Genomic DNA, 21,047 nt, shown 5'->3' on the forward strand with positions numbered 1-21,047 from the left:
TCTTCAGAGCCCCCCTTTTCCTGACTTGGCCTCGTCGAGCAGCTGCTCGATCTCCTTGGCCATTCCCTGACGGACAGCGCGCCGGAACAAGCGCCTCTCCATCGCGTGATCGATCCTGCCCTTGATCTGGGCGACGACGCCGAACTCGACGAACGCTGTCAGCCGGGCGCCTTGCGAAAGCTCCTGGAAGAATCGGAGTTGCAGATCTCGAACGTCCTGCGAGGGCTCAGCCTCAACCCGCTCGATGCCAGCCTCGCCTGCTTCTCCAGTCTGGGCCGGTGTGGCTGCAGGATGCTCGTCTTCCGGCGCCTCGCTCCCGGCTGCAGCCAACGGCTCCTCGACGAGGTCCCCAACAGCTGCGGCCAGCTCTTCGTGGACGGATGGCTTCGGGGCCTTTCGGAAGTTGGGCGATCCAAGGACCTGGCGTTCGTCTTTGCCATCCATGAACTCGTCGTCCCGCCGGAACCGAGCGACACTTCCATCCCAGGTCCGAGGGTTAAGGGAGACAGCAAGGGCGTCGTTCTCTCCGTCCCACTCAAATGCAAGAATGTTGTATTTGTACGTGTAACGGTCGTCGATCTGGTCGGGTGCGGTAGCGCCGGCAGCGAGCATCATCAACTGACAGCCGTTCTCTACATCGACGATCTCGAGCTTTGGGAAGTGCTCGTGTCCAGAGATGAAAACGCGGGCACGTCCCTGCAGGAATCCACGCGCTTTTTCGGAATCTTGGAACCAGTGGAGCGGATGGTGGGATAGCACAACGAACTCCTCTCCTTCTTCCATGGGTAGTGTCCGTTGCCGCGCGCCAAGGATCAGCTTGCCCTCCTCCTTCTTGCTAGAGCAGATCAGGGCAGAGTTCAGCCGTACAAACCGGACGGCGCGCCCCGGGGCTAATTCGAGCCTTGCGCTGGTAGAGATTCCGCCATTGAGATCGAGCTCGCAGCGATAATCGAGGGCAAAGCCCTTGTACGCGTCGAACCGCTCATAGAGAACCTTGCAGCTGTCCTGGTTGTCGAGGTTTCGGTCGAGCCATTCGTCTCCACCTTCGCGGATCGCGAAGAGGACTGTCTCTATCATGTCCGTGATTTTGCCGCGATCAATGTCGTGGTTTCCCGGGATCATCTGAACGTCAGACCGCTCGCAACCGATCGCATCGGTGAGGTCGGCGAGCCATTGCCCCGCAAGTTTGTATTCGTCCTCATTACCGGAATAGGCGATGTCGCCGGTCACGATCACACCATGAACCTTGCCGCCTAGCTTGCTGACCTCAACACGCGCGTCCTCAATTAGCCGTTTCTTCGCGTCCGCGTTCTCAGCGTTGGTGCCGCCGTCCTTTTCCTGGCCGAAATGGATATCGGACAGGTGAACGAATACTGCCTTCAAGTTGTCTTCCCCCAAGCTGAGCCAATATAGCTCTATTTTCCCTCGCATGCCGGAACATAGTGGGTCCAAGCGGCTGATGCCAGCGGTTCACCAAATGAATGCCTCGCCTCCAGACGATCTAGTCCGAGAAAGGTCTGCCGACCTTGCTTTAGGGTCGATGCACTTAGGCGATTGCTATGCAGCTGGTGACATTTTTCGTTTCTTCTAGAAGACCCAATCTGCAGAATTAGAACCCGCTCCATCCCTTCCTAGAAGGCAACGGCCGTTCGCAAACTGCAATTCATGGCGATGCACGGCGAGCGGGCGGGATACCCCATGGATTTTAGTCGCGTTAGGAACATTTTTGCCGGCGATGGTTGCAAGCTCCGCGGGCGATCTCACCCGATTGGTCCTGGAGCTTCGTCATCTGCTCGTTTGAGATCTTGGGTGTGCGCCGTTCGCGTCTTTTCAAGACCAGCATCCCGCGCGTGCGCCTAAAGCCGGGCTGAGGCACGTGCGAGGAGCGTACCTCGGACATGTTGACGGCTGTGATGAGCGCTGTTGCAACAAAATCGCCGGCTACGCCGGCCGAAGGCCGCCTTGACGCAAAAATGGCATGATGCTAATGGAATACTTGTATCAGATTGAACGATGTTCCAATAGTGAGTGGGTTGGAGGTAGAGTCGCCGTGATGCAGGGGAAGTTGGAAGGGGTCGCCGGAATGCCGCTCCCTGACTATCCCTCCCTCGTGCTCCCGCTTGTCTTCGGGCGACCGAAAATCGCCTTGGTTCACAATCGAAGGATTTTGCCGTGACAGATATCACCGGGCGCCTAGGGCGGTGCTACACTGGTGTCGTGCACGACGTCATGCGCGCCATGGGTTTTCGCGATTTCACGTTTCCCCACGAGCTCAGGCCGCTTGATCCAGCGGGCGTCATTTGCGGTCCGGCCTTTACCGTCGAAGGCGAAGCCAGCCCTACCGATGCGCACGAGACCCTGCTCGCCTGGACCGGCCTGCTCTCTAAGGCGCCGACGGGCCACGTCTGGGTATCGCAGCCTAATGACAGGATCGTCGCGCATATGGGCGAACTCTCCGCAGAGACACTGAAAAACAAGGGGGTCCTCGGTTGCGTAGCCGACGGGTTTATTCGTGACACCAACTTTCTGCTCGAAATAGGATTTCCGTCCTGGTCTCGGGGCTACACGCCGCGCGACATTGTCGGCCACTGGCTGCCCAAGTGTGTGAACATCGAAATCCGGATCGGCGACGTCACGGTGGCGCCAGGCGATTACGTGCTTGGCGACCGCGACGGCCTCCTGCGCATTCCAAAAGCGTCGGTCGGCGAAGTCCTCGAAAAGGCCGAGACGGCGATCACCACCGAAAATCTTGTGCGCAAGGCGATCCTAGCTGGTGTCGACCCGCAGGAAGCTTATCTCCAGCACGGTAAATTTTGAGACGGCAGGACTATGAAAATCTTCAAGATGGCCGCCGCCGTTCAGTTACACGGAAAACAGCCTGCGCTGAACCAAGCTCAAGTTCCAGCAAGCAAGTTCGCGGTGGTCCGGCATGCGTGACGATCCGAAGCTGCTGATCCTAAATATGGCTGACAACGTCGCCACGGTACGCACGCGGCTTAGGAGCGGCGACATCGTCGCCGTGTCAGGCGTTCGAGTGCAGGTTTCAGCCGACATCCCTCTCGGCCACAAGGTGGCGCGAGCCGCGATCGCGGCGGGCGAGAAAATCATAAAACTTGGCGCGCCGATCGGCTACGCAACCGAGGCGATCGCGCTCGGGGCTCATGTCCACACGCACAATATCGCTAGCGCTTACATCCCCACTTATACGCTGCCGAAGGACACACTATGAAAGGCTATTTGCGTGACGACGGTCGCAAGGGCATCCGCAACGTGCTCGTTGTCGTCTATACGGTCGAATGCGCGCACCATGTGGCGCGCGAAATCGCGCGGTCCTTCGAGGGACGCGACATACAGGTCATTGGCTTCCCCGGCTGTTACCCGAATGACTATGCGCGACTGATGCTCGAGCGGCTCTGTACGCACCCGAACGTCGGTGCCGCGCTTCTAATTTCGCTTGGCTGCGAGTGCATGGATAAGAATCGCCTTGCCGCTACGATCCGCCAGTCGGGCCGCCCAACGGAAGTGCTCACCATTCAAGCAGTCGGTGGCACACGTACTACGATCGAGCAGGGCCGCGCCTGGGTGCAGAGCACCCGCGCCCTTCTTGACGCGCAGAGCCCTGTCGATATGGCGGTGAGCGAGCTCGTCGTCGGTACAATCTGCGGCGGCTCGGATGGGACCAGTGGCATTACCGGCAATCCGGCGGCGGGTCGCGCCTTTGATCTGCTGATCGGCGACGGCGCCGCCTGCATCTTCGAGGAAACGGGGGAGTTGATCGGCTGCGAGCACATCATGGCCGCTCGCGCGAACACCGCTGAACTGGGACAATCGCTGATAGACAGCGTAGCCAAGGCGGCGCGCTACTATGCGACGCTCGGCTACGGCTCTTTCGCCGTCGGCAACGCCACAGGTGGTTTAAGTACCATCGAAGAAAAGTCGCTGGGCGCCTACGCCAAGTCCGGCGCTTCACCGATTTCCGGCATGCTAAAGCCTGGCAATCTTCCCCCGCGAGGAGGGCTCTATCTGCTCGACGTTGTGCCAGACGGCGAGGTCCGCTTCGGCTTCCCCAACATCAACGACAATGCGGAAATCGCAGAACTGATGGCTTGCGGTGCGCATGTCAATCTGTTTGTCACTGGCCGTGGATCCGTCGTCGGCTCTGCCATTTCGCCTGTCATAAAAATATGCGCCAATCCGGAGACCTACGACCGAATGGCGGATGACATGGACGTTAACGCCGGTAGAATCCTGCGCAGTGAGGCCTCTATTGACGAGGTGGGCCATGAGATTCGCGACTTGGTGGTTTCGCTTGGCGAAGGCGCTCGCACGCGGTCCGAGGAGCTCGGCCACCAGGAGTTTATATTAACCTACAAAAGTTTCGAGCCGCTTGGGCCGTCGTGCCTGCCTGCTGCGTGAAGGAGCAACCAATTTCTGACCGGGTCGTGATCACTGGCGGAAGTCGCTCGCCCGGTCACCCACATGCACGCAGCGCTCCAGTTGGCTTGCAGTGAGCAGAATATTCAGGCCCAAAGAGTCCCGCTCATATGGAGATATCTATGTCAGAACTTGAGTACCTTAGACTGGGGTTGCGAGCTAGGGGCGTGTCAATAAAACTGAAGTTGCGCCCAGACAAGTCTCCATGGACATGCGCGGCAGTATGCAAGCGTCTCCCAATCGAAGGACAGGTGTGGCATGCCAAATGGGCGAACAACGAGATATATACACTCCTGCCTGTTCGTGATGAAATCTATAGAGAAGAATGGAAATGCCTTTATCCGGCGCCGGGAGATTTAATGTATCTACCGATTGAACCGTCCCAAGCTCGACCGCCGCATGGCGTTAGCAACATGGATATCTCGAGGGGACTGATTGACCTAGCCTATTTTTACGACAGAGGCAGCAATCTGACTAGTGGACCATCCGGCGCCCATGCTGGGAACATCTTCGCCACTCCCGTTGATATCCTTAGCGTTGAGCAGTTTACCCACGCATGCACCGACGTCTGGTTCTCAGGCGCCAAGGGGGAGCAGCTGTTCTTGGAGGCTGCGACTGGAGACTAAGCCTAGCTGAAGGGATTCGTTCCGCGCGACAATCCTCATCATCGCCATTAGTGATTGCCGTATGCTGCGGGCTGATATGGTGAAAACGCCAGCGACGGCCCGCCGGACGCGGGACATAAAGCACTCCACCGAATTGACGTGAACAGTGTCGCGGACATATTCGTGGCAGGTGCTTCAGGTCTCATGTTTGGCAAAGCTCTGGCCTATGGCCATGAAGGCTTTGCCTCATCGCTCATAGAATGGGCTGGGGCTCGATCTGTGTTTCGACTGCCTGGTGGGTCGCACGCAGTGAAAAGTCGGCACGGCTGCAGCCCACGCGTCGCCGGGAGCATCGCTGGGAGTGACGTCCTTTTGGGCGCCGCACCATCGCCATGAACGGCGCGCTCGACCCCTCCGAGAAATGGGTCCCGGCCGCTTTCAAGGTCGTCCACGGGGACGGGAATGGTCAATCTCGACCGTGTCGTCGAGCATAGCTTCCCAAGCAACGTGACGCCCAATCGCGGAGGCGTCACGATGCGAGAGAAGACCAGCAATAGCGATGACGCTTGGCGGACGAAGTGCTTTCTGCGGCCCTTCCCGGCAAGCGTCTGGCCCGTCGGCAGCAACCGGTTGCTGGATCAGATGTCAGCTACGCCGAAGGTCCGATCCCAGTCCTGCTTGACACGACCGAATTTATCTACAACCGCCCAGCCGGGCAAGATCGACTTCACCAGCCATCAACGCCGGCCGCTAGAGGCCGGTCGCCCCAACGTGCTGACCTTGTGCGGCGCGCTGATGCATTTGAGCCTGGGCGTCACCCTCACCGGCGCCGCCCTCTCGGTCTGACGGCGGCGAAGTGCTGACCCGAACGAAGTCCAAGGGACGCTTGACTCGCAGCACATCAATCCCGCGCGTGCCGATCGGGACGAAGCAATCACCGCTGGCTGGAGAACCCCCGCCAGTTCATCGAGCTTGTTGGCGCGCCTGGCGATCGCGTCATCGCTCCATGACTACCTTACAATGCGGCGTCATAGTCCACCACGACTCGGTCGCTAGTGGGGCGTGATTGGCAAGTCAGCACAAAACCTGCTTCTCGCTCCCACGCCTCGAGCGCCGCATCGGATTCGATCGCGACACTACCCTCGACGATTTTGGCGACGCAGGAACAACAAGTGCCACCCCCGCAGGAGAACGGAACGTCCACACCCTGCCGGCGTGCGGCGGCAACGATAGTCTCGCCGGGATGGGTTTCGACTGTCGTGCTCTGGCGGTCCAGCCAAATTTCTACTTGCCTCTGGCGTGCAGGTTCGTCTGACAAGATCTCGTGAACTGACGTCGTGGCAGCATCCGAACTAAAGGATTCAGAGAGGATCTTGTGTGACTGCAGACCGTGCTGTTGCAGCGCCGCGCGTAGATCCGCAACCATTTTGAGTGGCCCGCATAGTAGCGCATGATCGACCAGCGACACCGGAATATCCAACTCGCTGAGAATATCGGTTAGTTTGTCGCCATCTATCCTGCCGTGCCCGAATTCCTGGCCGGCGTTTTCACGGGACAAGATATGACGCACCACAAGGCGAGGGGAAAATTGCTTCTGAAGATCTGTTATCTGGGCTCGGAAAAGAATGTCGCACTGCCGCTTGTTGCCGCAGAGCAAAACAAAGCGACTACAGGGCTCTCTACTCAACACCGATCTAGCCATCGACAAGACCGGGGTTATCCCGGAGCCCGCTACAGCGGCAAGCAAAGTTCGACCCTCTTTTGGAGACGATGGCAAAACGAAGCGACCTCTCGGTTCCATCACCCCCAAGACGTCCCCAGGCTTAAGGAAACGGTTCACGAAAGCGGAGAACCGCCCCCCTTCGATCTCTTTTACGGCAACCCTGATTTCATCGTCGTCCAACCCTGAACATATCGAATAGGCGCGCCTCACGCGCTCCCCCGTGATCTCAGCTTCCAAGGTGAGATAATGGCCCGGCTGAAATGCGAAATGAGACTTCAGCGCTTTCGGGATGTCGAATACCAGGGAAACGGCATCAGGCGTCTCCCGGTGGATCTGGCTAACTGTCAGGTGGTGAAGCATTGGTTGTGGTACAATCATATGGCGACCGGCATGCCGGCACCCTTGAGGCCGGCACGCTTTGATCGCATAGTTTTAGGATTCGTTTCAGACAACTTCAGCCGTTGCGGCGGCGTCGGAAGACGTTGTGTAGCCCTTCGTTGGAAACTGCCACGTGGGAGCTTCGGACGGTTCCCCCGTGATCAACTCGCGCATCTCGCTTAGATATGTTTGGACGAAGACGGAGGGTTGGAGTTCCAGTTCAGTGTAGGGGCCGGGTCGGTAGGCCCTTGAGGCAACGCCCGCAGCGTTATCCTCAGTAATCGTTTTATCCTGCGCTGTGGTTACGTCCCACATCCAAGTTATTGCGTCGGTGTTGATTTCAGTATCGGCTTTTTCATCTACCAGCCAAGTTAGTATTACGTCTGTTTCATCTACACCACGAGGAATCATCTGGAATAGCGTGACGTAGTCATTTGCCGCACTAATGAAGGAAAGCCTGCCAAGCCGAAACCCGGTCTCACCCCCATCATATTCACCCCGGCCACCCATCAAGCAGGAAACCGACTGGCCATCATCAGACAAGGTTAAGCGACCGCGGCCGATAGGCTTGCGGTACATAGCGAACTGCACCTTGTCGAGCCCGCCAGGTTCCCATGCCCCTTTGTAAAATTCCGCGTCACCGATGACGCTATGCCAGGCATCGAGTTCTTCCTGCCAAGCTATCGCGTTCGCCTCATCGCGCATTGCAACGACTTTCACGTAACTATTCACCCGGAAGTATTCGGGATGAGCTGGCCGGCAATGATAGCACTCGCTGAAATTCTCTACGACGAGCTTCCAATTGGCTTTAGTTGGGTAGCATTTGCGAGCGGCCACGCGCGCGCGATTCATACCCATATCCCGCAAACCCTGGTCCAATCCATCGACGAGAGGTTCAACGCTTGGCAAACTAGCTTGGTCGAGACCGCAGAGCACAAGGCCGCCAACGCACCTTATCGGCACGCGATGCAAGCCTAACGACTCCGGATCGACGTTCTCAGGCACATCCTGCCGCGATTGTAATTCTCCGGTCAAACGGAAAGACCATGCGTGGTACGGGCAGACCAAAAGCCGTCCTCGACCGTCATTTGTGCAAAGCCGGGAGCCTCGATGAGTACATACATTGTAATAGGCAGCGATGTCATTCTCCCCATCGCCAAATCGAACAACAATGATCTCCTCGTCGAACAGTTGACGCAAGATGTATCTCCCTTTTTCAGGGACCTCGCTTGCATGGGCGACCAGCGTCCACTGGCGCGGAAACCATAACTCGCGCTCGAGTTCGAATATAGCTGGGTCGACGTAAAATGGCCGCTCAAGCGCCCAGCCCGGCTTATGGCGATCTATCAGATCGACCGTGGCGCGCTGGGACATAGAATTCTGAACAGCTTCCATCGAACTCTCCCTTCCAAAGGTGGTCTTGACGATAACTTTTAATCAACACCATGCAGTTCGAAGCCCTTCGTTGCAAATACGTCTATGATATCGTACCATAACAAAAAAGCATTGTGGAACGATGAAGACGCTTAAAACTTCAGTGCCCCTCCTAAACGCTATGGTGGCGTTCGAGGCCGCGGCGAGAAATGGAGGACTAACCTCGGCGGCCGATGAGCTCAACATTGCGCAATCAGCAGTGAGCCGGCACGTCACTAATCTTGAACGACAACTAAAGGTCACATTGTTCATCCGCAAAGGTAACAGGTTGGTCTTGACTGATGCCGGCACTAACCTCGCCGAGGCAATCCGCGACGGCCTAGGCACGATCAGACAAGCTGTTGAAAGAATTCAAGCCTCGGACCGTGACACGTTCATTGTTGGTTGCGCATATGATTTGCAACAAATGTGGCTAATGCCTCGTTTCGACATAGTGGCGTCCAGGGTCACTACCAGCCAAGTGATGTTGATGACATCCTATAATTACAGCGATTTCGATAAGCCCGATGTCGCACTTTCACTGCGTTTCGGGAGACCGGAAGACTGGCCAGACCTAGTGGCCACCAAGCTGTTTGACGGGGAATGGTTCCCTGTTTGCTCACCAGGCTTCTTGGAGCGATATCCAGCTCTCATGTCCGGCGATCCAAGCGCCTTCTTGCAGGTGCCTCTCTTGCACTCAACCACGCAGCCTGAGGCAATCGATAGCTGGGAATCTTGGATCGGTATCGATGGAAAACTTGATGGCCCGAGATTTACCAACTATTTGTCCATGATCCACGAAACAATTGCCGGGCGTGGCGCCGCGCTCGCTTGGATCGGCTTTATTGAGGAACACCTAAGGCTAGGTCAGGTAGTGCGCCTAACACCTATGTCCCGGCGTCACCATAATTCCTTCTATATAGTGACTGGCAGGACAATTAGCCCTGTCACGCGTAAGGTAGTGAAAGCCCTTGTCAATTCGGTCGCCGATCACGTGGTATAGCCTTGAAGCGGGCACCTGAAGGGATCGCGTGACCTTGCCTGACGGATAGCTTCCTTAAGCAGCCGGGCAGCAGTGCTCGGAGCGTTCCTCGGCGGAGCGCTCCCGCCAAAGCTACGCGGTATTGGATCTGCCAGTGACCCGCACGATCCCAGCGGCGCCAAATTTCCCACACCGTCGTCACCAACAATGCGGTCCCTTTATTTGAAACGGTAAACACCCAGCGCTTCGAAGGTCTTATAAATCTCGTCGGCATACTTTGCGAACTCTGGGTATTGACCCAGATAAGCCGGCCGGGGCCTCGGCAGATCTATGCGTATTTCCTCGACGACTTTTCCAGGAGAATTCGACATAACTAAGATTCGATCTGATAACCCAATTGCCTCTTCAATTGAATGAGTGATGAATAGAACACTCTTACGCGTTTCCATCCAGAGCGCCTCAAGGTCGTGCCTTATCTGCGTGCGCGAAATAGCGTCGAGGGCACCGAACGGTTCATCCATCAGGAGAACTGCCGGATCATGAACCAGGGCCCGAGCAATAGATACGCGCTGCTGCATTCCACCCGATAGTTGTCGTGGATACCGGGCTTCTGCGCCCGAAAGCCCTAGCTTCTCGAACAACTCCTCCGCACGCTTTCGACTTGTGGCACGATCGAGACCTCGAATTTCTTGTTGAAGGAGGACGTTGTCCATAGCAGTCCGAAATTCAAGCAGTAAATGGTCCTGGAAAACAATGCCGACATCGGTCATCGGATTGGTAAGTACCTTTCCGTTTATCTCAACATAGCCAACTGTTGGCTTAAGCAAGCCCGCGATGATTAGCATGAGCGTGCTCTTGCCACATCCAGACGGGCCAAGAACGCTTACAAATTCCCCTTCTTCGATTTCGATCTTAACCGGCCCAAGGGCGCGGAATTTTCCGTAATGTTGCTCGATATCAGACGCCAATATCGATCTGCGATGCTCACGGTTCGTCATCGACGCTGGACTACCTCTAAACTTAGCCGGGATTACCTGCTGCAAATTCGTTTCTCGTCTGCCAACAATACCAGTCACTGAATTTTCCTCCAAGGCATCATCACTGTTTCCATTCCAAGCAAGATGCCAGTCAACACCATCGCGAGTGACGCCGTCGCAATGACTCCAGCAAACATCAAGGCAATGTCCATGGTGCTCGACGCTGAGAGTATTAGCACTTCAAGCCCTTCGTTAGCGCCAATAAACTCGACCGTAATGCAGGCGGTAACCGCATACACCATCCCGATCTTCATTCCCGAAAAAATGTATGGCATCGCTGCGGGTAGTCGAATGAACCGAAACGTCTGCCACGAGTTCGCACCCATCGATTGTGTTAAGAAATGAAGGCGCGGGTTGAGCGACGAAAACCCAGCGATACTGTTCACGAGAATCGGAAAGAATGTCATGACGGCCGTCAATGCAACCCGCGGCGTAAACCCGAAGCCAAACCATACTATCAAGAGGGGAGCAGTGATCGTTTTGGGTATGATTTCGAAAAATACGATCAGCGGAAACAAACTGCGCCTCAAGGAAGAGTACGAAGCGATCGCGAGCCCCAACGGAATGGCGATCAACGTTGCAAGTGTGAAACCCACGACCACGACATATCCTGTGGCAGCAAAATTGTAAGCGAGCGCAGCCCGGTCGGTTACGAATTTGCCTACAAAGTCGCTAGGAGCCGGAAAAAGGTATGTTGGAATGCCAAACCAGACACTGCTGAATTGCCAAGCAGTGATAAACGCAATTAGTACCAATACCGGCGGAACAATTCGCTCGGCCCCTTTGACCAAATGCGGTTTAAGGGAACTTGAAGTTTCGGCGAATGCGTTGGCCATCAGTTGTCCTGCCCTGGTCGTGAGCGCTTTAAAGAAGCCTTAAGAACCGGCGGCGGCACTGCAATGTGCCGCCACCACATTACACGGTGTTAGGGACAGGGTGGAACCTGAGCAGGAAGGTAGTCCTCAGTATGTTTGGCTTCGATGCCCTCATTGCCCAAAGACCCGAGGGTCGCGGTTAGGGCCTTTCCAGTGGCGACCCAGAGGCTCGCGGGCGCCTGTCCCAAACCCGTAGCGCCAGCCACGCAGAAGTCGGCCATATAGTATTTCGTGAAATCCTCCATAAGCGCCGATTTTGCAGGAGCATCGGAGTACCTTGACCGAAGCGCATCGACGGCGGCACCCGGATCCTTGGCAGCTGCGGAATAACCTTTCAGAGTTGCGTCAACGAACCTCTTATAAAGATCGGGGTTCTGTTTGAGCTTGTCGTCTCGAGCTATAAGGCTCAATCCTACGAGAGGTGCGCCGTTGTCCCTGTAATACATTATTTTTGTTTTGATGCCTTTTGCCGCAAGAGGCACCATCACGTCGCCCGGCGCGGCCGATACTCCATCAACTTTTTTCTCAGCAAGAAGGCCGATATCGCCTGAGGCATCGGCAGAGAGGATGTTGATCTTTGACTTATCAACCCCATTCGCATCCACCATCATTTGAAAAAGTGCGACATCTGCCGATCCTGCCGCCATAGCGATGGATTTTCCCTCCAGGTCCTTTGGACGCGATATGGGTGTATCATCAAGAGAGATTATCCCCCACTCGGCCGCCTGAAAAATAGGGGCGATGATTTTGATGGGCGCTCCCTTAGCTGCGATCGCAATCGCAGATGGGCCGTTTGCTAGTCCGACATCTGTACTGCCAGCTGCGACGAGTTGTGAAGTCGTACCAGACCCCTTCCCAGGTTCAATTTCCAGATCTATCCCGGCATTCTTGTAGTAGCCCAACGCATCAGCGTATACAATTCCGAGGCTTGGGGTGTCAGGTGTCCAATTTAGTGTCACCTTGAGCTTGTCGGCCGCGATCGCTGGTGAGAGTCCGGCAGTAGCCGCAATAACCCCAGCCCCAATGACACGTCGACAATATTTGAGGTATCTTTCCATTGCGTTCGTCCTCCTTGGTTATGTTTACTTCACTTCCAACCTAGTCGCGATACTTACGTGTGATCTTTTTCTCCACCAGCAAGCTAAGGGTGTTAAGCAAGACACCGACAGTGGCGGTTATAAGAACGACCGCGATGACTTGTACCGTATCTCTGTTTCGAGCACCGATTAGCGCCGCGTAACCAAGTCCGTCATTCGACGCCAGGAACTCACTGACAACGGCGGTCGTAGTGGCAAGCGCCAACGCGATACGAAAGGCGCTAGTCAGATAGGGAAGCATCGTGGGCCAGTCGATGTACCTGAAGGTCTGCAGAGCGCTCGCACCCATTGTCCGAGTGACGAAATAAAGGCGATCGGGAGTGCTTCTTACGCCTGCAACAGCGTTCACCAAAACGGGAAAGAAAACGCTGAAGCCTACCAAGATTGATGCCGGAACTAGGCCGTACCCAAACCAGATAATCAAAACCGGCACTAAGCTGATCAACGGCATGGTCTGCAAGAACACAACAAAGGGATACAGCGCCCTTTCCAGCAATCGTATTTTTGCTAAAGCAAGGCCTACCGGAATAGCAGCGGCAACACCGCAGCCAAAGCCAACGGCTATAACTTTAAGGGTCGAGGCTGTATGGGCTAGAAAATAGCTGAACTTCGACCCAATCAAACCGACCACTTGTTCCGGACTTGGGAGGATGTAGTCCGGAATCTTCAGCACACGAATTGCGGCTGACCAAACCGCAGCGAGGACCAAGAGCCAAAACGATGCGATCAACCAATCTGGTAGAGTGCCCGTCAACCTGAAAAGCTTCGTCATTCAGCCGTCGAACCCCAAATGGAACAGTCTATGTAATTGGAACACCATTCCAGTTTTATGCCGTTCTCCTCTCTCTGTCAATCCTCATACTCGGAGGGTCGTGCTGTCCTTCGGCGCGATTGCGTCTTTGAAAAAGGATCGTTGCTATAGAGGCCTTGCACCGCAGAGGCATGGCCAAAGTTGCGGCTGCGATAGTGCCAGTGGTCCACACTGCTGGCGCGCGTTTGCTGCACTGGGCGACGGCCAACACGGATATTTGGTGTCTCCGCCCGGTCCAGCCTGCCGTAAGGAAACGCAACGCACAGACCGTCTGGCTCAGCGCCAGCCAAGAAATGTTCTACAACACCGATAACCGAACGATCGAACGTCCTCCGGCCGTAGCCGATCCGGCGACCGGCCAAAATAACGGCTGAACTTCGGCGGATAGGTTCGCTTGCGCAGCGACCGACGGGCTTGTGCAAGCTCATGTCGTCGATCATGGGACGGCGCAGCGGGCGCAACGCAACCAACCGTTCCCATCAGGAAGCCATTCCGGCCAATGCACGCTCTCCAATGCTGCGTCGGCGGGTTCGCTCAATCCAAAGAGTCAACTCGGCCTAAGGCAAACAAGCACAAACCAAACATACAACGGAATTATCGTCTCAGGATAACGGTTTGCCTTTGCTGACCCAGCCCATCGGCACCCAACTCCACCACGTCGCCCGGCTTCAGAAATACCGGTGGCTTCATCCCAAGCCCCACACCATGCGGAGTCCCCGTCGTAATGACGTCACCGGGTTCCAGCGCCATGAACCGAGAAATGTACGAGATCAAATGCCCGAATGAAAAAATCATCTTAGCAGTCGATCCTGACTGCCGAGTGATCCCATTAACCCTGAGCCAGAGTTTCAGGTTCTGCGGGTCGGGGATTTCATCCGCCGTCACAAGCCAGGGTCCAAGCGGGCCAAAGCTCGGCGAAGACTTGCCTTTAATCCATTGACCGCCCCGATGTATTTGAAACTCGCGTTCCGAAACGTCGTGGCAGACAAGGTAGCCTGCCACGACCGAAAGTGCGTCATCGTCAGTCAGCTCAAAGGCGTGCTCACCTATCACTACGGCAACTTCTGCTTCCCAGTCGAGCATGCGGGAGTCACGAGGCATCAAGACGTCATCATTTGGTCCAATAATGCATGATGGCGCCTTGGAAAATATCACCGGCTCGTCCGGGATGGGAGTGTCGGTCTCGATTGCGTGATCGATGTAATTTAGGCCGACCGCGATGAAATGACGGGTGTCAGCTACCGGAGGCCCAAGGCGAACGTTGTCGTCCACACGGGGCAAGGATGAAGGCGCCACGGAGCGCAACTTCTCCAAGCCAGCGCGTGATAGCGTAATGCCTCGAATATCCGGAACAACGCTAGTAAGGTCTCGGATAGCTCCGGCCTCATCCAGCAACCCGGGTCGCTCGGACCCGGGTGGTCCAAATCGCAAAAGTTTCATAGCTTTTTCCTTGAGTTCAGCCGGCCGCCGAGTCGGTCTTCAAACGGGTGTATTCGAGTAAATAGCGGCCGACTTGCGCGTTCCGCACGCCGGAATGCTGGAGAACAGCCTGAACGGGCGCTTCCAGGGACTCCATGGTACATCCCTCAAGAAGGATGAACCAATTAGGAGGGGCATCAAAATCCGTGCGCCCTTCACTCTCCGCGGTGCGCACCTGGGTGGCCTCTTGATCTGCCTTGCAGAGATGAGCCCCGGTCAGGAGTGGGGATTGCGCAATACTGGATACGAGCTCCAATAGCTCACTGGCCGCTTGCTGGTCATCGTTTGCCGCAGACTGGATGCGCAACGTGGCAAGGACGCCGCCCGGCCCAGGTCCTTTCGACGAAATGACCCGCGCGAGCCCGCGAGACGTGTTGCGAAAATGCAATGTTGCGCGCCTGGTCCACGGGGTTGGGGCATTGAGCCGCTTGGCGTACTCCACGCCTACAATGACGTCGAATTGCTCGACTTCGTAGAGCGTAAAGAACTCGGGCCGAGTTTCCCCATCAGCGGCTCGATAGCGTCGTCCCCGCGAAAATCCAGGAATTGAAGTTCTCTCAGGCATGTGCTCGTGTATGTGCCATTGATAGAAGTCCGAGCGCCCTTCGTCAGATATTCCATTCCAAATGGCCACAATGCCTTTACCGCAAAGCATAGATCTCTCCGCTATTTTCAAAGCTATTGAAAGTCACCCAAACTGATGTGAATCCGTCGAACTCGGCGACAATCTCGTCGCCCGGATTTGCGGTATGAAAACCCGTGTAGCTTCCCGTCGTGACAATCTCACCGGGCCGCAGCACAATCCCCCTGCTACGCAGATCATTTGCGAACATGACTAAGAGTCCAATGAGGTCTCCTTGGGGGTTGCCCATGCCTTGGCAGATCGCAATTCCGTTAACGACCAGACGAGCCCTTAAGCTTTCAAAAGCGACATCTCGCCAACTGCTACTTACCGGGCCAACGATGAGCGCGCCGTTTGAAAGTAAGTCCGCAATCATCGCGTTACGAGGCGTGGAGAAGGTCGTGGCCCAGCGGCTATTAACGACCTCAATTGCCGCACAAGCCCCGTCGATGGCTTCGATAATGTGCTCCCTGTTGAAGCCGTCCCTCCCCGCAACTGGCTCTCGCGCAAAGCGAAAGGCGATCTCGCATTCGATGCCGCCGAGCCCAAAAACCGCAGAAGAAATCGAAGTCGGACTTGATAAAAGCCGGCCCTCAACGATGGGGGCCGATATCAAGTCACCATCGGGCAAATGCGCGACCTTCCAGCCCAAAACTGGAAGCGACAATGCGCTGACGACTTCATTCTGAATGCTCAAGGCTTGCGCGCGGCTCAACGCTTGCAGCACTGATGCGTCAGCGGGAACGCGCTGCCCACTTCGATGGGCCGCCACGAGCTTCTCAGAGATGATGCTTGTGATTTCGCTTGTGCTCGATGACATATCATATTATCTGGAACGATATTCCATCAATCGATAGGCCCTTTTTTGGTCAAGGTCAACCGGGGCCACCAAAAAGGACCTTCGGGACTGGGAGCGGCGTAGCCGGACGAATAGAGGTTGTCAGGCAGTGCGCCCTGGAGAACCTTGTGTAAAAGGGAGAAGGTTCGTGGTGGATACGGCTATAAGGTCCAGAGACGTGATCGTCGTCGGTGCCGGAGGATCAGGTCTGTTCGCTGCGATCGAGGCGGCTGAAATGGGCCGTCGTGTATTGGTGCTAGAAAAGAACCCTGCGCCGGGCGGTACGACCAATTGGGCTGTAGGTTCTCTCTCGTCGAGCGCTTCGCCGATGCAGGCTGCTATTGGCATTCTGGACACGCCGGCTGCGCACTTCGAGGACATGGCGCTTTTTCACGGCTCCTTATTGGCCCGCGACAATCCCGATCTCCGCAGAGTCTTGGTGGAGAATGTTCCTGATACTCTAAAGAAACTGCTCGACATGGGCGTGGTCTTTTTCGGACCCATGCCAGAACCTCCCCACCGTGTTCCCCGCATGCACAACGTACTTCCAAATTCGCGAGCCTACGCACACGCGTTGTATCGGCGCGCCCGTGAGCTTGGCGTCGATATACGCCTTAATCATCGTGTTCGTCGCTTACTGTACGAGCGCGGGAGGGTCGTGGGGGTCGAGGCTGAAGCAGATGGCTCGCAGCATCGTTTCCTCGCCCATCGTGGAGTTGTACTGGCTGGCGGAGATTTTAGCGCCAACCGAGAAATGAAGAGAATTTATGCCGGCGAGGTAATTGCGCAAGCAGGTGCCTTGGTTGAAACAAGTACAGGCGATGCGCATCAGCTGGCATTGGATGTTGGTGCTGAAATTGTGAACGGTGATATCGTCAGCGGCCCGCAACTTCGTTTTGTGCCGCCCAAGGTCAACCTAGTAACCATGTTGCCGCCGAGCCGATTTCTGGCATTGCTGATGAAATGGGCCATGGCCAAATTACCCCAGCCGATAATTCGACCTTTCATCATGATGTTTCTTACGACAGTCCTGGAGCCACAGCGGAAATTATACGAAAGCGGCGCGATACTGATAAACAGAGACGGGTTTCGATTTTCCGACGAGTGCGATAGGCCTGAGCTCGCCGTACCGCAGCAGCCGAAAAAGGAGGCATTCATAATTTTGGATGGACTTCTAGCTACAAAATTCAGCGCGTGGCCAAACTATATCTCAACGGCGCCAGGATTCGCCTATGCGTACCTGCCAGACTATAAGCGCAATCGCAAAGACATTTATAATCAAGCTAACTCAATAGCCGCGCTCGCCAGAAAGATTGCTGTCCCTTCAACTGCGCTTGAAAAGGCCGTTTCGGATTATAATAATACTCCTCGCGCAGGTACTCCGGGTTTGCTGCAGCCGCCGTTCATCGCGCTGGGGCCAGTTCGAAGTTGGGTTTTGACCGAAGGAGGACTGCGAGTTTCCCCAGCTATGGAGGTTCTCTCGAGAACGGGAGAAGCCATCCCCGGTCTCTATGCGGCTGGAGCAACCGGACAGGGTGGGATCATCCTGGAAGGCCATGGTCACCATCTAGGATGGGCGTTTACGTCTGGGAGGTTGGCGGGCCGGGCTGCCGCCCTTCGACAGGCGGGATGACCTGACGCAACGAAAACCCCAATCCAAGTCAGATTGATCGATAGGAGTTTTGCGGCCTGGAGTTTAGCGCCCATAGTTTGGAGATCGTAGAAAGCTCGGGCCGCCTACCTGCCCCTCGCAGAAGGCGACGGCAGGCGCGATTGCGAAGCAGGTCGGTTGTGGCGCTGTGCCCTGCGATGCGCCTTCCAAGACCTGGTCGTGGAGGGCGGCGGGCCGCCCGCCAATTTGGTGAAAGGTCGCCTCCGATTATCCCATGCGTGTGGCACAGCGAGCGGCCGGAATCCTACCTAGATGTGAGCTTTCAGGAGGTTGTCCATTCGGACCGGACCGAGGAGACTGGAGTTACCAGGCTTCAGCACTCGTCGGAGGGTCCGAATGAACATTCATAAGAATGCCCGTCTCACGCCTTTGCGTCGAGAGGAAATGGCGCTTTCGGCTATAGAAGGCGGCCGCTCTAAAGCCCAAGTGGCGCGGACCTACGGTGTGTCGGCGAAGATCGTGGCGCGTTGGGTCGAGCGCTACAAGGTCGATGGCAGCAAAGGCATGACCGACCGCTCTTCGCGTCCCAAGATCATTCCCGCAATGACCGCCAAGGCCGTGGCCGAGCGCATTGCCGCCTTGCGCCGCCAGCGGCTGACCGGCAAGCATATCGCCATACAGGTTGGCGTCTCGCCGGCCACAGTCAGCCGGGTTCTCAGGCGTGCGGGGTTGTCGCGGCTGAAGGATATTGAGCCCGCCGAGCCCGTGCGCCGCTACGAACGCGACAACCCAGGCGACATGATCCACATCGACATCAAGAAACTCGGGCGATTTGAACGGGTTGGCCATCGCATTACCGGCAATCGCACCGGCCAGTCCAACAGCCGTGGCGTCGGCTGGGAGTATGTCCATGTCGCCATCGACGACGCCTCGCGCCTCGCCTTCTCGCAGATCCTGCCAGATGAACGCAAGGAGAGCGCCATCGCCTTCCTCAAGGCGGTGGTCGCCTACTACGCCAGCCTCGGCGTCGCGATAGCCCGCGTCATGACCGACAACGGCTCCTGCTACAGATCGAAGGCCTTCGCAAAGGCCTGCCGCGATCTCGGCCTCAAGCATGTCAGGACAAGGCCCTATACGCCGAAGACCAATGGCAAGGCCGAGCGCTTCATCCAGACGGCGCTACGAGAATGGGCCTATGCCATCGCCTATCCGACTTCAGACCACCGCGCCGCCGAACTGCCTGTCTGGCTGCACAGATACAATTGGCATCGCCCGCATGGCAGCCTAAAGTCCAAACCACCTATCGGTCGCCTCGATCTAACCGAGAACAACCTGTTGAGGCTCCACATCTAGAGCTCTTTCAGAAGGCGGCCTACGGAGCAGTTAGGCGTCCTCGAATGAGGTCTGCAGCTCTCTCGGCAATCGCGATTGCCGTAGCATTCATCCCGCCCGACACCGGACTGGGCAGCACAGAATTATCCACGACTCTCAGACCTGACACTCCGCGAACGCGAAGCGAAGTATCCGTTACACTCGTGTCATCCGAACCCATTTGGCATGTGCCGGCGTAATGAGCGGCTGTGGAACCTACGCGCCTTGCAACGTCGTACAGTTCGTCGTCGGTGACTGCGCCGGGGCCCGGGGTCGTCTCGCTCACACTCCACTTTCTGAGGGCATCCATTTCAAATATGCGCCGAGCTGTGCGTAATCCAACAAGCAGACGCGGCCAGTCTGTTGGCGCGCTGAGGTAGTTCGGACTTATGGCTGGCAACTCTTGGGGATTAGAGGAACGAATCAACACAGTCCCGGCGCTATCTGGACACGTCAAGAATACTCCGATCGTCATCCCCCCTGCACTCTCAAGGGCGCCCGGAACAGAAGGCGAAAAGCTCACTGGGGCGAACATAAGTTGCAGATCCGCAAATTTTGCGGACGTCGAACTCTTGCAGTACAGAGCAGCCATGCTTGCCCCCAGGGTAAGCAGTCCCCTATTCCGAGTGACGTATTTCCATCCCTCTAGCGCAATGGTCGCGAAATTGTTCATTTCGTTGATCGTGAGAATGCCCTGAGTGCGGTGAGATATTCTGACTATATATTGGTCACGGAGATTCTGCCCGACGTTGGGTAAGGCGTGAACAACTGGGACGCCAATCTGCTTTAGGTGTTCGGGATCCCCGATCCCGCTAAGCTGGAGCAATTGGGGCGATCGCAGAGAGCCACAAGAAATAATCAGCTCACGTCGTATCTTCACTCGTCTATGGTATCCGTTTTGGACAAACTCCAGGCCATCGACCTTCTTACCCGCGAATAGAATCCGAGCGCAAAGTGCATTCGTCTCCACGCGCAGGTTGCGGCCCTTCTTCAGGGCGGGACGAAGGTAGGCTGCAGCTGTACTCGCCCTGAAACGACCCTTTCGGTTCTGTTGAAAAAGGCTGGCCCCCTCTCTGTCTGGAGAATTCATGTCCGCTACCTCAGCATATCCAGCCTCGGTCGCCGCTCTTACAAAATCCTGCGCAAGTGGATGCACCGTGCGAAATGGCACGACCGGCACAGGACCGAAGGTGCCGCGATACTGTGACGCTCTACCTTCAAAGGCCTCTGATTTTCTAAAGTAGGGAAGTAAACCCGCATAATCCCAACCCGGGCACCCCAGGTCCTCGGCCCACCGGTCATACTCCGCGGCTTGTCCTCTCGCGAATAGGATGCCGTTTATGGAACTGCTGCCGCCGAGACCTCTGCCGGCAGGCGCAATGATCCTGCGATCAAAGGTCTTGGCATCCGGCTCGGTCTTATACATCCAGTTGAAGCGGCGATCCTTCAACAGGTAGAAATAGCCTGCGGGGATGTGGATGAGAGGGTTCCAATCGCTCGGACCGGCCTCCAACAACAGCACTGAGTTGTCGTCCTCGGATAGTCGAGCGGCCAGGACGCTACCCGCCGACCCAGCGCCAGCGACGCAGTAGTCTGTCTCAAAATCCCAAGCTTTGCCCATTCTTCGGATCCATATCTTTTGACGCAAGGCGCCCCTCGATGGTCCTCGAGATGACGCTTCCTGCAATTGCCATGCGGGAATTTTGTCGTTCAGTTAGACTTCTGCGGCGGTCACACGATTTGGAAGACCGTGTTAGGAACGCTATTCCA

19 protein-coding genes are annotated in these 21,047 nt (G+C 56.3%); 8 read left to right on the forward strand and 11 right to left on the reverse strand.

The window, feature by feature from the left end:
* Window positions 1-3: 3 nt before the first annotated feature.
* Window positions 4-1,383: a metallophosphoesterase gene (locus AC1RZR_RS36770; protein WP_481829838.1), complete on the reverse strand. Its 1,380-nt coding sequence runs from the start codon at window positions 1,381-1,383 to the stop codon at window positions 4-6.
* Between the two features lie 834 nt (window positions 1,384-2,217).
* On the opposite strand from AC1RZR_RS36770, the gene AC1RZR_RS36775 reads away from it, so the two are divergent.
* From AC1RZR_RS36775 to AC1RZR_RS36795, 5 genes are all read left to right on the forward strand, one after another.
* A complete protein-coding gene (locus tag AC1RZR_RS36775) occupies window positions 2,218-2,817 on the forward strand; it encodes an RraA family protein (RefSeq protein ID WP_481829891.1) in 600 nt (199 codons plus the stop codon).
* Between the two features lie 112 nt (window positions 2,818-2,929).
* The gene (locus AC1RZR_RS36780) at window positions 2,930-3,229 is read left to right on the forward strand and encodes a UxaA family hydrolase (RefSeq protein WP_481829839.1); all 300 of its coding nucleotides are present in this window, start codon (window positions 2,930-2,932) and stop codon (window positions 3,227-3,229) included.
* Window positions 3,226-4,416, forward strand: coding sequence for a UxaA family hydrolase (locus tag AC1RZR_RS36785; protein ID WP_481829840.1), 1,191 nt, complete (start codon window positions 3,226-3,228; stop codon window positions 4,414-4,416). Before AC1RZR_RS36780 ends, AC1RZR_RS36785 begins: the two co-directional genes overlap by 4 nt.
* A gap of 140 nt (window positions 4,417-4,556) precedes the next feature.
* Complete coding sequence (locus AC1RZR_RS36790) at window positions 4,557-5,060, forward strand: DUF3830 family protein (protein ID WP_481829841.1); 504 nt, start codon at window positions 4,557-4,559, stop codon at window positions 5,058-5,060.
* 441 nt (window positions 5,061-5,501) lie between these two features.
* Entirely contained in the window at window positions 5,502-5,885 is a 384-nt protein-coding gene (locus tag AC1RZR_RS36795) for a hypothetical protein (RefSeq protein WP_481829842.1), read from the forward strand.
* A gap of 169 nt (window positions 5,886-6,054) precedes the next feature.
* Here AC1RZR_RS36795 and AC1RZR_RS36800 read toward each other — a convergent pair whose 3' ends face one another.
* Together AC1RZR_RS36800 and AC1RZR_RS36805 are read right to left on the reverse strand one after the other, a co-directional pair.
* Window positions 6,055-7,122 (reverse strand): 2Fe-2S iron-sulfur cluster-binding protein, encoded by a 1,068-nt coding sequence (locus AC1RZR_RS36800; protein WP_481829843.1) that lies wholly within the window; start codon window positions 7,120-7,122, stop codon window positions 6,055-6,057.
* Window positions 7,123-7,206: 84 nt separating this feature from the next.
* Window positions 7,207-8,535: an aromatic ring-hydroxylating oxygenase subunit alpha gene (locus AC1RZR_RS36805; RefSeq protein WP_481829844.1), complete on the reverse strand. Its 1,329-nt coding sequence runs from the start codon at window positions 8,533-8,535 to the stop codon at window positions 7,207-7,209.
* 121 nt (window positions 8,536-8,656) lie between these two features.
* Here AC1RZR_RS36805 and AC1RZR_RS36810 point away from each other — a divergent pair, with 121 nt between their 5' ends.
* Window positions 8,657-9,556, forward strand: coding sequence for a LysR family transcriptional regulator (locus AC1RZR_RS36810; RefSeq protein ID WP_481829845.1), 900 nt, complete (start codon window positions 8,657-8,659; stop codon window positions 9,554-9,556).
* Between the two features lie 197 nt (window positions 9,557-9,753).
* Here AC1RZR_RS36810 and AC1RZR_RS36815 read toward each other — a convergent pair whose 3' ends face one another.
* From AC1RZR_RS36815 to AC1RZR_RS36845, 7 genes are all read right to left on the reverse strand, one after another.
* Window positions 9,754-10,533, reverse strand: a complete 780-nt coding sequence (locus tag AC1RZR_RS36815; protein ID WP_481829892.1) for an ABC transporter ATP-binding protein — start codon at window positions 10,531-10,533, stop codon at window positions 9,754-9,756.
* Window positions 10,534-10,607: 74 nt separating this feature from the next.
* The gene (locus tag AC1RZR_RS36820; protein ID WP_481829846.1) at window positions 10,608-11,408 is read right to left on the reverse strand and encodes an ABC transporter permease; all 801 of its coding nucleotides are present in this window, start codon (window positions 11,406-11,408) and stop codon (window positions 10,608-10,610) included.
* Window positions 11,409-11,497: 89 nt separating this feature from the next.
* A complete protein-coding gene (locus tag AC1RZR_RS36825; RefSeq protein WP_481829847.1) occupies window positions 11,498-12,505 on the reverse strand; it encodes an ABC transporter substrate-binding protein in 1,008 nt (335 codons plus the stop codon).
* Window positions 12,506-12,545: 40 nt separating this feature from the next.
* Window positions 12,546-13,316, reverse strand: a complete 771-nt coding sequence (locus tag AC1RZR_RS36830) for an ABC transporter permease (protein ID WP_481829848.1) — start codon at window positions 13,314-13,316, stop codon at window positions 12,546-12,548.
* A gap of 633 nt (window positions 13,317-13,949) precedes the next feature.
* A complete protein-coding gene (locus AC1RZR_RS36835; protein WP_481829849.1) occupies window positions 13,950-14,795 on the reverse strand; it encodes a fumarylacetoacetate hydrolase family protein in 846 nt (281 codons plus the stop codon).
* 16 nt (window positions 14,796-14,811) lie between these two features.
* On the reverse strand, window positions 14,812-15,489 hold the full coding sequence (locus tag AC1RZR_RS36840) for a hypothetical protein (RefSeq protein WP_481829850.1): 678 nt from the start codon (window positions 15,487-15,489) through the stop codon (window positions 14,812-14,814).
* A complete protein-coding gene (locus tag AC1RZR_RS36845; protein WP_481829851.1) occupies window positions 15,476-16,276 on the reverse strand; it encodes a 2-keto-4-pentenoate hydratase in 801 nt (266 codons plus the stop codon). The genes AC1RZR_RS36840 and AC1RZR_RS36845 overlap by 14 nt, the downstream gene beginning before the upstream one ends.
* 196 nt (window positions 16,277-16,472) lie before the next feature.
* On the opposite strand from AC1RZR_RS36845, the gene AC1RZR_RS36850 reads away from it, so the two are divergent.
* Window positions 16,473-17,927, forward strand: a complete 1,455-nt coding sequence (locus AC1RZR_RS36850; protein ID WP_481829852.1) for an FAD-dependent oxidoreductase — start codon at window positions 16,473-16,475, stop codon at window positions 17,925-17,927.
* Window positions 17,928-18,302: 375 nt separating this feature from the next.
* The gene (locus tag AC1RZR_RS36855; protein ID WP_481829853.1) at window positions 18,303-19,259 is read left to right on the forward strand and encodes an IS481 family transposase; all 957 of its coding nucleotides are present in this window, start codon (window positions 18,303-18,305) and stop codon (window positions 19,257-19,259) included.
* Window positions 19,260-19,278: 19 nt separating this feature from the next.
* Here the strand turns inward: AC1RZR_RS36855 and AC1RZR_RS36860 are convergent, their stop codons facing one another.
* On the reverse strand, window positions 19,279-20,898 hold the full coding sequence (locus AC1RZR_RS36860; protein ID WP_481829854.1) for a GMC family oxidoreductase: 1,620 nt from the start codon (window positions 20,896-20,898) through the stop codon (window positions 19,279-19,281).
* Window positions 20,899-21,047 lie beyond the last annotated feature (149 nt).

The organism is Mesorhizobium bavaricum (genome assembly GCF_056781655.1).

What these genes read in the sequence shown, in the direction of transcription:
- AC1RZR_RS36780 (WP_481829839.1), top strand. Translation starts at nt 2,930, where the DNA reads ATGCGTGACGATCCGAAGCTGCTGATCCTAAATATGGCTGACAACGTC.
- AC1RZR_RS36785 (WP_481829840.1), top strand. Translation starts at nt 3,226, where the DNA reads ATGAAAGGCTATTTGCGTGACGACGGTCGCAAGGGCATCCGCAACGTG.
- AC1RZR_RS36790 (WP_481829841.1), top strand. Translation starts at nt 4,557, where the DNA reads ATGTCAGAACTTGAGTACCTTAGACTGGGGTTGCGAGCTAGGGGCGTG.
- AC1RZR_RS36795 (WP_481829842.1), top strand. Translation starts at nt 5,502, where the DNA reads ATGGTCAATCTCGACCGTGTCGTCGAGCATAGCTTCCCAAGCAACGTG.
- AC1RZR_RS36800 (WP_481829843.1), bottom strand. Translation starts at nt 7,122, where the DNA reads ATGCTTCACCACCTGACAGTTAGCCAGATCCACCGGGAGACGCCTGAT.
- AC1RZR_RS36805 (WP_481829844.1), bottom strand. Translation starts at nt 8,535, where the DNA reads ATGGAAGCTGTTCAGAATTCTATGTCCCAGCGCGCCACGGTCGATCTG.
- AC1RZR_RS36810 (WP_481829845.1), top strand. Translation starts at nt 8,657, where the DNA reads ATGAAGACGCTTAAAACTTCAGTGCCCCTCCTAAACGCTATGGTGGCG.
- AC1RZR_RS36815 (WP_481829892.1), bottom strand. Translation starts at nt 10,533, where the DNA reads ATGACGAACCGTGAGCATCGCAGATCGATATTGGCGTCTGATATCGAG.
- AC1RZR_RS36820 (WP_481829846.1), bottom strand. Translation starts at nt 11,408, where the DNA reads ATGGCCAACGCATTCGCCGAAACTTCAAGTTCCCTTAAACCGCATTTG.
- AC1RZR_RS36825 (WP_481829847.1), bottom strand. Translation starts at nt 12,505, where the DNA reads ATGGAAAGATACCTCAAATATTGTCGACGTGTCATTGGGGCTGGGGTT.
- AC1RZR_RS36830 (WP_481829848.1), bottom strand. Translation starts at nt 13,316, where the DNA reads ATGACGAAGCTTTTCAGGTTGACGGGCACTCTACCAGATTGGTTGATC.
- AC1RZR_RS36835 (WP_481829849.1), bottom strand. Translation starts at nt 14,795, where the DNA reads ATGAAACTTTTGCGATTTGGACCACCCGGGTCCGAGCGACCCGGGTTG.
- AC1RZR_RS36840 (WP_481829850.1), bottom strand. Translation starts at nt 15,489, where the DNA reads ATGCTTTGCGGTAAAGGCATTGTGGCCATTTGGAATGGAATATCTGAC.
- AC1RZR_RS36845 (WP_481829851.1), bottom strand. Translation starts at nt 16,276, where the DNA reads ATGTCATCGAGCACAAGCGAAATCACAAGCATCATCTCTGAGAAGCTC.
- AC1RZR_RS36855 (WP_481829853.1), top strand. Translation starts at nt 18,303, where the DNA reads ATGAACATTCATAAGAATGCCCGTCTCACGCCTTTGCGTCGAGAGGAA.
- AC1RZR_RS36860 (WP_481829854.1), bottom strand. Translation starts at nt 20,898, where the DNA reads ATGGGCAAAGCTTGGGATTTTGAGACAGACTACTGCGTCGCTGGCGCT.